The organism is Limnochorda sp. LNt, assembly GCF_035593265.1.
Lineage (GTDB): Bacteria > Bacillota > Limnochordia > Limnochordales > Geochordaceae > Geochorda > Geochorda subterranea.
The window spans coordinates 156,352-168,917 of record NZ_CP141614.1 but is presented as its reverse complement, the minus strand read 5'-3'; the positions used below and the strand labels follow the sequence as shown (position 1 = coordinate 168,917).

Annotated in this window: 13 protein-coding genes; 1 reads left to right on the top strand and 12 read right to left on the bottom strand. The window is 71.1% G+C overall.

Translation table 11 applies throughout. The annotated features are described in order from the left end of the window. Positions 1-95 precede the first annotated feature (95 nt). Genes pth through VLY81_RS00870 form a run of 4 tightly spaced genes read right to left on the bottom strand, consistent with a single transcriptional unit; the run spans position 96 to position 3,603 of the window. Positions 96-734, bottom strand: a complete 639-nt coding sequence (pth, locus tag VLY81_RS00885; protein WP_324669133.1) for an aminoacyl-tRNA hydrolase — start codon at positions 732-734, stop codon at positions 96-98. A 12-nt stretch (positions 735-746) separates the two neighbouring features. Then, a complete protein-coding gene (locus tag VLY81_RS00880; protein ID WP_324669132.1) occupies positions 747-1,415 on the bottom strand; it encodes a 50S ribosomal protein L25 in 669 nt (222 codons plus the stop codon). Continuing rightward, positions 1,416-2,426, bottom strand: coding sequence for a ribose-phosphate diphosphokinase (locus VLY81_RS00875; RefSeq protein WP_324669131.1), 1,011 nt, complete (start codon positions 2,424-2,426; stop codon positions 1,416-1,418). A gap of 4 nt (positions 2,427-2,430) precedes the next feature. Then, complete coding sequence (locus VLY81_RS00870) at positions 2,431-3,603, bottom strand: NTP transferase domain-containing protein (protein ID WP_324669130.1); 1,173 nt, start codon at positions 3,601-3,603, stop codon at positions 2,431-2,433. A gap of 267 nt (positions 3,604-3,870) precedes the next feature. On the opposite strand from VLY81_RS00870, the gene VLY81_RS00865 reads away from it, so the two are divergent. Next, positions 3,871-4,218, top strand: coding sequence for an Hsp20/alpha crystallin family protein (locus VLY81_RS00865; RefSeq protein WP_324669129.1), 348 nt, complete (start codon positions 3,871-3,873; stop codon positions 4,216-4,218). Positions 4,219-4,305: 87 nt separating this feature from the next. Here the strand turns inward: VLY81_RS00865 and VLY81_RS00860 are convergent, their stop codons facing one another. The 8 genes from VLY81_RS00860 to VLY81_RS00825 all read right to left on the bottom strand — a co-directional run bounded on the left by VLY81_RS00860 (position 4,306) and on the right by VLY81_RS00825 (position 12,387). Beyond that, entirely contained in the window at positions 4,306-4,614 is a 309-nt protein-coding gene (locus VLY81_RS00860) for an alpha/beta-type small acid-soluble spore protein (RefSeq protein WP_324669128.1), read from the bottom strand. 101 nt (positions 4,615-4,715) lie between these two features. Next, positions 4,716-6,026: an ABC transporter permease gene (locus tag VLY81_RS00855; RefSeq protein ID WP_324669127.1), complete on the bottom strand. Its 1,311-nt coding sequence runs from the start codon at positions 6,024-6,026 to the stop codon at positions 4,716-4,718. Beyond that, positions 6,023-7,189, bottom strand: a complete 1,167-nt coding sequence (locus VLY81_RS00850) for an ABC transporter permease (protein ID WP_324669126.1) — start codon at positions 7,187-7,189, stop codon at positions 6,023-6,025. The genes VLY81_RS00855 and VLY81_RS00850 overlap by 4 nt, the downstream gene beginning before the upstream one ends. Further along, positions 7,186-8,700 carry an ABC transporter ATP-binding protein gene (locus tag VLY81_RS00845; protein WP_324669125.1) on the bottom strand — a complete coding sequence of 505 codons (1,515 nt, stop codon included), beginning with the start codon at positions 8,698-8,700 and terminating at the stop codon, positions 7,186-7,188. The genes VLY81_RS00850 and VLY81_RS00845 overlap by 4 nt, the downstream gene beginning before the upstream one ends. A 97-nt stretch (positions 8,701-8,797) precedes the next feature. After that, complete coding sequence (locus tag VLY81_RS00840; RefSeq protein ID WP_324669124.1) at positions 8,798-9,835, bottom strand: BMP family lipoprotein; 1,038 nt, start codon at positions 9,833-9,835, stop codon at positions 8,798-8,800. A gap of 85 nt (positions 9,836-9,920) precedes the next feature. Beyond that, a complete protein-coding gene (gene sat / locus VLY81_RS00835; protein WP_324669123.1) occupies positions 9,921-11,120 on the bottom strand; it encodes a sulfate adenylyltransferase in 1,200 nt (399 codons plus the stop codon). Positions 11,121-11,123: 3 nt separating this feature from the next. Beyond that, positions 11,124-11,837 (bottom strand): phosphoadenylyl-sulfate reductase, encoded by a 714-nt coding sequence (locus VLY81_RS00830; protein WP_324669122.1) that lies wholly within the window; start codon positions 11,835-11,837, stop codon positions 11,124-11,126. 67 nt (positions 11,838-11,904) lie between these two features. Then, on the bottom strand, positions 11,905-12,387 hold the full coding sequence (locus VLY81_RS00825) for a superoxide dismutase family protein (protein WP_405001399.1): 483 nt from the start codon (positions 12,385-12,387) through the stop codon (positions 11,905-11,907). Positions 12,388-12,566: the final 179 nt, after the last annotated feature.

The window sequence follows — 12,566 nt, the reverse complement described above, 5'->3', positions numbered from 1 at the left end:
CCGCCCCCGGGGGCACGGTCGGCCGTCGATCTCCCTCGCTCCTCGGGCTCGGACCCGTCGGATGGCACGAGGCGTCCGCCGGGCCGTGATCCGTCTCAAGTCGTCTGCGGCCGCCCTCCGTCCGCTGCGGCCGTCGTGGCATTATACCGGTTCATGGCGGCTTGGACGCCCAGCCGCCCCCACACCTCCGCGGCCTCGGCGGCGAGCCGCGCCGCCTCGGCGAGCCGCGCCGCCTCCTCCGGGTCCGGTACCTGCAGGACCCACTCGGCCCCGGCCACGCCCGGCGGCGGCTCGCCGATGCCGATGCGCACCCGCGCGATGCGATCGGTGCCCAGGTGATCGATGATGGACTGCATGCCCTTGTGCGCGCCGCTGGACCCCTTGCCCCGTACCCGTATGCGGCCGGGGGGAAGGGCCATGTCGTCGTAGATGACGAGGATCTCATCGAGCTGCAGCGACAGCCGGCGCACCAGGCAGGCCACGGCCTCGCCGCTCGCGTTCATGTACGTGAGCGGGTAGGCCAGGATCCACTCGATGTCGTCGCTGCGGGCGCGAAGCACCCGGGCACGGCACATCTCGACCGGCCCGTACCCATCGAGCCGCCGCACCAGATGGTCCAGCGCGCGGAAGCCCGCGTTATGCCGCGTCGCCCGGTAGCGCTCCCCCGGGTTGCCGAGCCCCACCACCAGGCGATACGCGCTGGCACCCTGGCGTCGCGTCGAGTCGCCCACCATCGGGGCAGGCGCCTACTGCGCCTCCTCTTCCTCTTCAGCGGCCTTGCGGGCCCGGGTGATGCGCTCCGGCTCCGCCGGGGTGGCAGCGGGCGCCGCCGTCTCCCCGGCCTGCTCCCGGGTGGCCACGGCGGAGACCAGTATGGTCTCCGGGTCGGTCAGGACCTGCACGCCCTCGGGCACCTGGAGATCGGCCACCGTGAGCGAGTCGCCGTCCTCGAGCGCAGCGACGTCGACCGTGAAGTAGCGCGGGATGGCGGTGGGCAGGCACTCCACCTCCACCTCCCGCTCCCCGACGGCGGGCACCAGGCCCCTCCGCTCGAGCGTCTCGACGCCCTCCAGCAGGACCGGCACCGTGGCCCGCACCGGGCGATCCATCGGCACCGCGTAGAAGTCCACGTGCAGGGGATCCAGTGCCACCGGATCCCGCTGGACCTCTTTGATCAAGACCGAGTAGCTCTCGCCTGCCGGCTGGCCGTCCTGCACCACCAGCCGCACCAGACGGGTACGGGCGCCGGGCACCTTGAGCAGTCGCTCGAGCTCGCTGCGACGCACCTGCACCGTCCGGGAGACCGACGGCCCGTAGAGGCTGCCGGGTACCCAGCCCTGGCGACGGAGCTGGCGCGCGGCGCCCTTGCCGGTCGTCTTACGAGCCGCTACAGCGATCTGGAGTTCGTCCGCCACCTATCGCACCTCCGCTCGCTCTCCTGCAGGGGCCGGATTGGCAAAGAGCCGGCTCACGGACTCCTCGGTGAAGATGCTGCGGATCGCCTCGGCCAGCAAGGGGGCCACGGAGAGGACCCGCAGCCGATCGAAGGCGAACCGGCCCGCCACCGGTATGGTGTCGGTCACCACCAGCTCGACGATGGGCGCGCGGGCCAGCCGCTCGGCCGCGCCGGGCGAGAAGACACCATGCGTCGAGCACGCGTAGACCGCCTGCGCCCCCTCCTCCATCAGGGCCGCAGCTGCCTGCGCGAGGGTACCGCCGGTGTCGATGATATCATCCACGAGGATGGCCGTGTGCCCCTCCACGTCGCCGATGACGTGCATCACCTCGGCGACGTTGGGCTCGGGGCGTCGCTTGTCGCAGATGGCCAGCCCGCAGCCCAGCCTCTCGGCCAGCTCCCGGGCTCGCACCACGCCGCCCACGTCGGGCGCCACCACCACGGGCGACGGCAAGTGCAACGAGGCGAAGTAGTCGGCCAGGATGGGCAGGGCCTTGAGGTTGTCCACCGGGATGTCGAAGAAGCCCTGAATCTGGCCAGCATGGAGGTCGATGGTCAGGACGCGGTCCGCGCCAGCGGCTACCAGCAGGTTGGCGACCAACTTGGCCGAGATGGGGTCCCGTGCCTGCATCTTGCGGTCCTGGCGGGCGTAGCCGTAGTAGGGGATGACCGCGGCCACCTCGGCGGCGGAGGCCCGCCGCATCGCGTCCACCATCACCAAAAGCTCCATCAGGTTGTCGGCAGGGGGAAACGTGGGCTGGATGATGAAGACGTGGGCCCCTCGCACGCTCTCCAGGATCCGGACGTTGACCTCGCCGTCGCGGAAGCGTCCGATGTGCGCCGCCCCCAGGTCGACGCCCAGGCAGGCCGCCACGTCCCGCGCCAGTTGAGGATTGGCGTTGCCCGTGAAGATGCGAAGGCGCTTGTGATGGTGGTCCAACCGGGGCACCAGGCTGGCATTCTCCAACATGCCCTCAAACGCCCCCTCTACGATAGGTCGCACGGGGCGCCACGCTCCCGATGCGGGCACCCGCCGCGATGACACTGCCAGGGGGAATCCACGCGCCAGGGCCGATGGTGGCCCCGTTGCCCACTCTGCACGCCACGAGGCGCACGCCTTCGACGCTCACGTCGTCTCCCAGTTGACAGTCTACCAGGACGGCCCCCGGCCCAATCTCGCAGCCTCGCCCGACCCGAGTCGTGCCCAAGAGCGATGCAGTGGCGTCGACCACGCTGTCCGGCCCCACCTCCACCCACGGATCCAGCAGAGGATCGGCCCCACCCCGCAGCGTGACTCCCGACGCCAGCAGCCGTTCACCCACCCGGTGGCACAGGGTCCGCTCCAGCTCGCGCAACTGGCGCCGGTCGTTGACTCCCGTGATCTCCAGGGGATCGGCAACCGGCACGGCCACCACCCGCTCGCCCCTGGAGGCGAGCCAGCCCACGGTATCCGTCAGGTAGTACTCGCCTTGCGCGTTGTCGGGGCGCAGCGCCTCCAGCGCGGCCTCGAGGGCGTCGCGGCGAAAGGCGTAGACCCCCGCGTTGGTCTCCCGGATGGCCCGCTGCTCGGGGGAGGCATCCCGTTCCTCCACGACGCCCGTCACGCGATCGGGCTCGTCCGGGGCGCGCAACACCCGGCCGTACCCCGTCGGGTCGTCGAGCATCGCCGTCAGGATGGCCAGCGCCGCGTCCCGCCGGCGCCTCTGCGACACCAGCTCGACCACGGTCCCCGCCGACAGCATCGGCACGTCCGCATAGGAGACCGCCACCTCGTCCACCCGGGGGTCCAGCGCCCTCATCGCCCGCCGCACCGCATCACCGGTGCCCCGCTGGGGCTCCTGGCGGACGAAGCGGACCGCTACCCCGAGCCGTTGGGCCCATGCGCCCAGCTCCTGCTCGACCCGGGCCGCCTGGTGCCCCGTGACGACCACCAGCTGACCGGGCTGCCAGCGCCGCGCCTCCTGGAGGAAGAACGCGCCCATGGGCCGGCCGCAAAGGTGGTGAAGTACCTTGGGATGGCTGGATCGCATGCGCGTGCCCATGCCGGCCGCCAGGACCACCCATGCCGTGCCCGCGTGGGACACCACGCGACCCGGCGGGGCGACGGAAGGCCCTCCCGGCGGCGACACGTCGTCCCATGCCGTCATGTCGGCGACCTCTCGCCCCTGGTCCCTGCACCAGGGTCCTCCACGTCACCGGCTCCTCCGCTGTCGTGGGGGTGCCCTGGATGGTTCGCCGCTCGGGCGCATCCTCCTCTCCATACCTGGGGAGAAGCTATGGATAGAGTCGTTGGTCGAGGAGGTGAGGCCCGCGTGGATGGCCGACGTAGACCCTTACTGCCCTGGGAGCTGGTGCCCTCGTCGCCCTGGGCCTCGTCGTGGCCTGCTGTCTGGCGGCCGCTCTGGGAGGGGGCCATGTCGGACCGCTGGGAGGCCGCCTACCCGCCGGTGGACCTGTACGAGGAGGGCGACGAGGTCGTCGTCGAGGCCGAGCTGCCGGGGGTCGACCCTGACGACGTCAGGGTGGAGCTGACCGACCACCACCTGGTCATCCAGGGAGAGGTGCGACGGACCCGGGAGCACCACGATGGCGGCATCTACCGACAGGAGCGCCACTTCGGCTCCTTCGTGCGAACGGTACCGTTGCCGGCGGAGGTCGATCTCGATCGGGCCGACGCCACCTTCCGAGGAGGGGTCCTGCAACTTCGCCTGCCCAGGAAGGCCGGGCGACGCCGTCGACTTCCCATCCGCCGCGAGCCCTGAGCGCTCCCCTGCTCCGACGCGCAGCCACCCCGCCGTCAGACCCGGCGGGGGCTGCGCTCTAGCACGGCATCGAGAGCCGGCGCGACCTCAGCGGGTGGTCTGGGTGGGTTGCGCCGGATTCTGGACGTTGAGGGGGTTGGGAACCTGCAGGGCCTGCTGGAACCCGGCTCGCACGCCGGCCGCCGCCTGCTCGATCAGGGCCTGCTCGGCTGCGGCGATCATCCGGCGGACCATGTGCCCCCCGACCGCGCCGGTCACCCGGGACGGCATGTCGCCCCAGTAGTCGGACTGAGGCACCTGGACGCCCAGATCGTTGGCCACCTCGTACTTGAACTGCTGCAGGCTGCGGGCCGCGTCCAGCACCAGCGGGCGGTTGCGCTTCTGCCCCAGGGCCACGGGCTCGTCACCTCCTTCACCCGGCTCTAGTCTTGGGCCGGGCCGGAGGCGAGTATGGCGGTGAGTTGTTTCCGTGCCTGCCAGCCGACCGGGCGGCCCCGCTACTTCTCGTAAGGCTGACCGTCGGCCGCCGGCGGCGACACCCGCCCCACGACTCCCGACAGCGCCACGATGGTGGCCACGTAGGGCGCCATCAGCAAGAACTCGGATGGGATGGGCGTCTGCAGGATCTGCATGCGGATCTGCAGGGAGTCGGCGAAGCCGAAGATGAGCGACGAGGCGAAGGCACCACCGGGCGTCCAGTTGCCGAAGATCATGGCGGCCAATCCGATGAACCCCCGCCCGCCCGTCATCACCTCGTCGAAGCGCCCGACCGAGCCGATGGTGAAGTAGGCGCCGCCGACGCCGGCCGCCATGCCGCCCAACAGCACGCTGAGGTAGCGGGTGCGCCAGACGTCGATACCCAGCGTGTCGGCCGCGCGGGGGTGCTCGCCCACCGCCCGCATCCGCAGCCCGAAGCGGGACTTGAAGAGCAGCACGTGTACGGCGATGACCAGGGCCAGCATCACGTAGACGATGACGCTCTGCTGGAAGAGGACCGGCCCGATGATGGGGATATCGGCCAGGCCTGGGATGGCCACCACCGGCAGGGTGCCGGAGCGGTTGAGGTGCGCGAACCGCTCGAGGAAGCGGGCCGACAGGTAGCTGGTGAGGCCCGTGGCGAAGATGTTGATGACGGTGCCGCTGACGATCTGGTCGACCCGGTAGCGGATGGAGAGCGCCCCGTGCACCAGGGCCAGCAGACCGCCCGTCAACACGGCCACCAGCATGCCGGTCACGAGGCTCCCGGTCACGCTGGCACTGACCACGGCGGTCAGGGCACTGGTCAGCATCATGCCCTCGATGGCGATGTTGATGACCCCGGCCCGCTCGCACAGCACTCCGCTCAAGGCGGCCAGGGCGATGGGAGTCGCCCGCAGGAGCGTGCTGCGCAGCATGCCCACCAGGTTGAGCGACTGCCCCTGCACCGCCCAGACCAGGAAGGCCACGACCAGAGCCGTGACGGCGAGCGCAACGGTGGTGCCGCCCTTGAGACGGGGCCACCGCAGGTAAGCGGCGCCTACCGCCGCTGCCACCAGGGCCGCCAGGTAGATCCCCAGGGCCGAGGGCACCACCAGGTCCGGCAGCTGCCAGGCCGCCCGGAGGCCGGCGTTGAGCCCGAAGACCGAGACCTCCCCCCACGGCGTGCCAAGCCCAAACAAGACGACGATGGCCAGCGCCAGCCCGAGACCTACCACGGCAGGCGCGACGCTGCGCCGGCCGGTGGGCACGACCAGGGCCTGCGCCCGGGCCGCAGTAGCCGCCGCCCCCGCGCCTGCCCCCGTCTGAGGCCGTCGCCGCAACCCGCTCATCCCCTGCCCCATCCCCTCGTCAGTACCGGCCCGGCCGCCGTCTCGCCTCGGATCCGGTACAGTGCCCGCACCAGGGCCGGTGCGGCGACGAAGGCCAGGATCAGGGCCTGCAGGATGGTGATGATGTCGATGGGGATGCCGGCCACCGACTGCATGCGGGTGGCTCCGCTGCGCAACGTGCCGAAGAGCAGCGAGGCCAGTACGACCCCACCGGGGTGGCTGCCTCCCAGCAGGGCGAGGGCGATGCTGTCGAAGCCGTAGCCAGGCGAGAAGCCCTGCCCGAGCCAGCGGTCGACGCCCAGCACCTGGTTGGCCCCCGCCAGGCCCGCCAGCGCACCGCTCAGGGCCATGGCGACCACGTAGGTGCGGCCCACGGCCATGCCGGCCGTCCGGGCAGCGTCGGGGTTGGCGCCGACGCTGCGCATCTCGAAGCCCAGCGGCGTGCGCCACAGCAGCCACCATACCCCCACCGCCAGGGCCAGCGCGAGGAAGAAGCCGACGTGAAATCGCAGGGGCGGCTCGAACAGGCGCGGCAGGTAGGCGCTCGGCAGCACCTCCGGACTGATGGGGACGAAGCCGGGCATGCCACCGGGACCGGGGCGCTTCATGGGGCCGTTGAGCAGCCAGTCGCTGAGACGAAAGGCGATGTAGTTCATCATGATGGTGTTGACGACCTCGTGGGCTCCCGTGCGGGCCTTGAGGTAGCCTGGGATGGCCGCCCAGGCCGCACCGGCCGCGGCCCCCGCCAGCAGGGCCAGGGGCAGGTGGAGCCAGGCACCGAGCCCCTTGACCGAGTAGCCGATCCACACCGAAGCCAGGGCACCCATGAAGAGCTGGCCCTCGACCCCGATGTTGAAGAGTCCTGCCCGGAAGCCCAGCGCCACCGCCAGACCGGCGAAGATGTACGGGGTGGTGGTGACCAGGCTCTCGGAGATGGCGTAGGCCGAACCCAGCGACCCCTCGAAGAGGGCGCCGTACGCCGTGGCGATGCTGCGCCACGTGGCGGCCAGCGCATGGCCTGGATCCTGCACCACCCGCCCCCAGGCCCGGATGACCTCCACGTCGGTGACCACCACGATGAGCGCGCCGGCCACCAGCCCCGTGGCGACCGCCAGCAGGGGGATGGCCGCGGCTCGCGCCATGGCCCGGATCCGCTCGCTCATGCCGCGCTCCCTGCCATCAAGAGGCCCAGGCGGTGCCGATCGAAGCGCTCCCGCTCCTCCAGCGCCACGATACGACCCCTGTACATGACCGCGATTCGATCGCTCAGGGCCAGGATCTCCTCCAGCTCGGTCGAGACCACGACGACGGCTGCACCCTCGTCGCGCCGCTCGAGGATGCGCCGGTGGATGTACTCCACCGAAGCGACGTCGAGTCCCCTCGTCGGCTGCGAGGCCAGCAGGAGTCTCAGCGGGCGCGAGAACTCCCGGGCGATGATCACCTTTTGCTGGTTGCCGCCCGAGAGGGTGCGCACCGGGACGTCCACCGAAGCCGCTCGGATGTCGAAGGCCCGCACCAGCTCCTCGGCCTTGCGACGCAGGACGTCGAGCCGCAACGTCCCCCGCCGGGCCGCGGGGGGCCGGTGGTATCCGTTGAGGAAGAGATTCTCATAGACGGGAAACGGCAGGATGAGGCCGTCGCGCTGCCGGTCCTCCGGGATGTAGGCGACCCCCATCTCGGTGAGCCGACGCACGCTCATGCGCGTCAGGGACTGCCCCAGCACCCGCACGTGCCCGGCAGCGATGGGCCGCAGCCCCATCAGGGCCTCCATCAACTCGGTCTGGCCGTTGCCCTGCACCCCTGCGATGCCGACGATCTCCCCGGCCCGGACCTGGAGATCCACCCCTCGCACCGCCGGCAGGCCCCGGTCGTCGACGACCCACAGCCCCTCCACCTCGAGTGCCGGCTCCTGGGGCCGGGGCGGCGCCTTGTCGAGCTCCAGCGACACCCCATGCCCCACCATCATGGCGGCCAGCTCGGCTTCATCGGTCTGGGCGGGGGTCGTGGCGCCCACCACGCGCCCCTGCCGCAACACCATGATGCGGTCGGCGATCGCGAGGGCCTCCTTGAGCTTGTGGGTGATGAAGACCACGGCATGCCCCGCCTGGGTCAGACCCCGCAGGATGTGGAAGAGCTCGTCGACCTCCTGGGGGGTCAGGACCGCGGTGGGCTCGTCCAGGATGAGGACGCGGGCGCGTCGGTACAGCACCTTGATGATCTCGACCCGCTGCTGGACGCCGACGGGCAGATCCCCGACCCGAGCCGTCGGATCCACCTCGAAGCGAAACCGGCGGGAGATGGCCTCCACGTCTCGTGCCGCCCGGGCGAGGTCCACCACGAAGCGGGCCCGCACGGGCTCCGCGCCGAGCACGACGTTTTCGGCCACCGTCATGACCGGCACCAGCATGAAGTGCTGGTGCACCATCCCGATCCCGGCGGCCATGGCGTCCGCCGGACTGCGGAAGACGACCGGCCGCCCATCCACCCGGATCTCGCCGGCGTCGGGCTGGAGCAGCCCGTAGGCGAGGTTCATCAAGGTCGTCTTGCCGGCGCCGTTTTCGCCCAGCAGGGCCAGGATCTCGCCCGGGTACAGCTCCAGATCCACGCCGTCGTTGGCCACGACGCCGGGGAAGCGCTTGACGATGCCCCGCAGCTGCAACAACGGTCTGCTCACGAAGCTGCTCCGTCCTGCACGGCTCGCATCCGCCTCGGACGCGGGAGAGCCGGCTCGGGCGCTCGTCTCCCGAAGCCGGCCTCCCTGCTCTGGGTCATCAGCGCCCGGCGAGGATGGCGCGGATGTCGATCTCGCCGTCGATGATCTTCTGGCGGACCTGCTCGACCTCGGCCTTGAGCCAGGCGGGCACCTTCTCCTCGTACTCGTGGTACGGGGCGATGTCGACGCCGCCGTTGGCCAGGGTCCCTACGTAGGTGCCGCCCTCGAACCGGCCCTCCAGTACCATCTTGACCGCGTCATAGACCGCCACGTCCATCCGCTTGACCACGCTCGTCAGGTAGGTGCCGGCGAACTCGGGGGCGCTGACGTACCAGTCGGTGTCGACGCCGATGATCATGGCGCCGCGGTCGCGGGCGGCTGCTGCCGAGCCGAGCCCCACGGGCCCCGCCACGGGCATGACGATGTCCGCGCCCTCGTCGAAGAAGGACTCGGCGATCCGCCGCCCGTCGTCGGTGCTCTCGAAGTTGCCGGCGAAGACGCCGCGCTGGGTCTGGCTATTCCACCCGAGGAGGCGGACTCGGGTCCCCTTGACCTGGTTGTAGTACTTGATACCGGCCTCGAAGCCCTCCATGAAGATGGTGACCGGCGGGATGGGAAGGCCACCGAAGGTGGCGACCGTACCGGTCTTGGTCATGGCCGCGGCCACGTAGCCCGCCAGGAAGGCGGCCTCGTCGGTCGCGAAGACCATGCCCAGGACGTTGGGAAGCGGCGGCTCGTAGCTGAAGTCCAGGATGGCGAACTTGCGGTCGGGATGCCGCTCAGCCATCTCCTTGGTCGCATCGCCGAGCAGGAAGCCGACCGTCACGATCAGGTCGTAGCGCTGGGTGACGAACTCCTGGATGTTCTTGATGTAGTCGGTCTGCTGCTGGGACTCCAGGTAGCGGCCCTCGATACCGAGCTCCTCGATGGCCTGCTGGATGCCCCGCCACGCGGTCGCGTTGAAGCTCTTGTCATCGATCCCGCCGACGTCGGTGATCTGGCCCACCCGGATGGTGCCGGCCGCGACCGGTGTCGAGGCCAGCAGGGCGGCCACGGCCACCAGGGCGAGCGCGCGAACGACCCCTCTCACGGGCATGATGCACCCCTTCCCCGCCTTCGGAATTGTCGGATGCCCGTTGAAGCTTCCCGACCCGGGATCCTTTCATTCGGCCCCTAATCGGTCAAGCCCTCTTTTGCGCGAGGCGGAGAAGGAAGGCGGCCACCTCCGGCCGCGCCAGTTCGGAGGGCAGGCCCCGGCCCTCCCGCAGGCGGCGGCGGAGCTCGGTGCCGCTCAACGAGACCCGAATCGCCGGCGGGTGAGGGCAGCTCTTGTCGGTGACCATCGAGCGGCAGCGCCGGCAATAAGACGCAGCCCCGAATCGCAGGACCTCGACGCCCAGCAGGGCCGGGTCCAAACGGTCGAAGATGCGCTGTGCGTCGAGCGGCCCGTAAAACGAGCCGACCCCGGCGTGATCCCGGCCCACCACGAAGTGACTGCACCCGAAGTTGCGGCGCACCACCGCGTGGAAGACGGCCTCCCGGGGCCCGGCGTAGCGCATGGCGGCCGCGAAGCCGGACAGGAGGACCCGGTCGGGCGGGTAGTAGTGGTGCACCAGGATTTCGCAGGCCCGCCACCGGATCTCCGCCGGCAGGTCCTCCTCCCGGGTCGGCCCCACCAGCGGATGGAGCAAGAGGCCATCCACCATCTCCAGCGCGCACTTCTGCAGGTGCTCGTGGGCGCGGTGCACCGGGTTGCGGGTCTGGAAGCCCACCACGCGGCTCCAACCCATGGTCTCGAAGTAGGCGCGGGTCTCCGCCGGCGTCAGCGCCCAGGGCGGCAACAGCGGCGTCGCCCACACCCTGACCGGCCCGCCGACGCACCAGCCGGGCGAGGCGAGGAGCCGGGCGACGGCGGGATGCTGGGGCGACTCGGTGCCGTAGACGGCCCGGGCCTCCGCCAGCGGGTCGGCGGGGAAGACGTCGCGCACCTCCAGCACGCCGAGGGCCCCGGTGCCCGTCCCGCGCCGGCTGTCCTCGCGCCCGTCCCCGGTCGGGCCCGGCCCGGCCGCACAGAGCGATACCCGGTCGCCAGGAGCGAGCCGGCGGGCCCGCGCGGGGTCGACGCGCAGCACGACCGGCACGGTCCACGGCAGGCCCGACGGGAGCGTCATCCGGCTCAGCACGCAGGCATACGTCTCCCGGTCCATGAAGCCCTCCAGCGGGCTGTAGGCGCCGCACGCGATGAGCCGGAGGTCGGCCTCTTCGACGCCGGAGAGGGGCAGCCGCGGCAGGTGGCGGGCCGCGTCCCGCAGCGAGGCGGCCGTCACGCCCGAGACCGTGCGGTCCACGAGCCGCCCTCCGTACGGGGTGACGAGCGACACGGCTCAGCCCCCCCGCGCCCCATGCAGCCCGCACTCGGTCTTTTGGTGGCCACGCCATCGCCCGGCCCGCTCGTCCTCCCCCGGTGCCACGGCGGTGGTGCAGGGCCAGCATCCGATGCTGGGGTAGCCGCGGTCGTGCAGGGGGTTGTAAGGGACGCCACGCTCGCGGATGTACCCCCAGACCTCGTCACGGGTCCAGCGAAACAGCGGGTTGACCTTGACGAGCCCGAAGCGCCGGTCCCATTCCACCGGCCTGATGCCGGCCCGGGTGGGCGACTGCTGTCGCCTCAAGCCGGTGATCCAGGCACGGTACCCCTGCAAGAACCGCTGCAGCGGCTCCACCTTGCGCAGGGCACAGCATCGGTCGGGGTCGCGGCTCCACAGCTCGGGGCCGTACTCGGCCGTCTGCTCTTCCAGGCTCACGACCGGCTCCACCCGGATGATCCGCACGGGGTAGGTCTCGGCCACACGCTGGATGAGCCGGTAGGTCTCGTCAAACAAGAGCCCCGTGTCGAGGTAGAAGACGTCCACTCCGGGGCGGATGCCGGCCACCATGTCCAGCAACACCATGTCCTCGGCGCCGAAGCCGCAAGCCAGGCATATCCCCGGCCCGTAGGCCTCCAGGGCCCAGGCCAGGATCGCCTCGGGAGAGGCCGACTCCAAGCGATCCGCCACCTCTGCCAGCTCGGCCCGGGTCGCGAAGGGTCCTTCGGCCACGCTGCACACCCTGCCTTCCGAGACGGTCCATCGATGCCTCATCCATATGGAAGGCAGGGCAGCCCTGCTACTGCGGTCCCGCTCGCGTCACGACGCCGCAGCCCAGGCGGCGCCCCGAGTTGCCGGCTGGATCGGTGCGGTAGTCGTCGGGGTTTTCGTGGATGATGACGGCGCGGCCGACGACGTCGTCGATGCGGAGGCGGTCCGTGAAGAAGCGCATCCGGGCGACGCCGGCGTTGGAGAAGAGCACGGGGAAGTCGCCGGCGTGGTTGCCGTGGCGCTGGCCGTCGGGATTGTAGTGGCCGCCCGCTGCCAGGAAGGGCTCGGCCGGGTCGCCCACCGTGCAGTCGCCGACCTCGTGGAGGTGAAAACCGTGGGGTCCGATCGGGGGATCTCCGGCCAGGTACGGCGGCAGACCCTCGGCCTCGACACTCACCTCGACGCCTCCCGGCACGGCCCGGAAGGCCACCAGGGCATGCAGTTGAGGCGCCAGCGGCCCGCCCTGCACCCTCGCCACGGCCTGAGGCAGCGTCGCAGGCGTGTGGCGCATCAGCGTGAGCGCCACCACCACCCCGGCGACGGCCAGTGCCGCCAGCACCAGCGCGCGCAGGCGTACGGCGCCGATGAGGAGGGCCCGACCGGCCACAGCCATCCCTCCGTCGAGGCGAGTGACGGTACAAGGTCCCGAGGGCTCGCCCCTCCCACTGTACGGGCGGCCGCCGGTCGGTA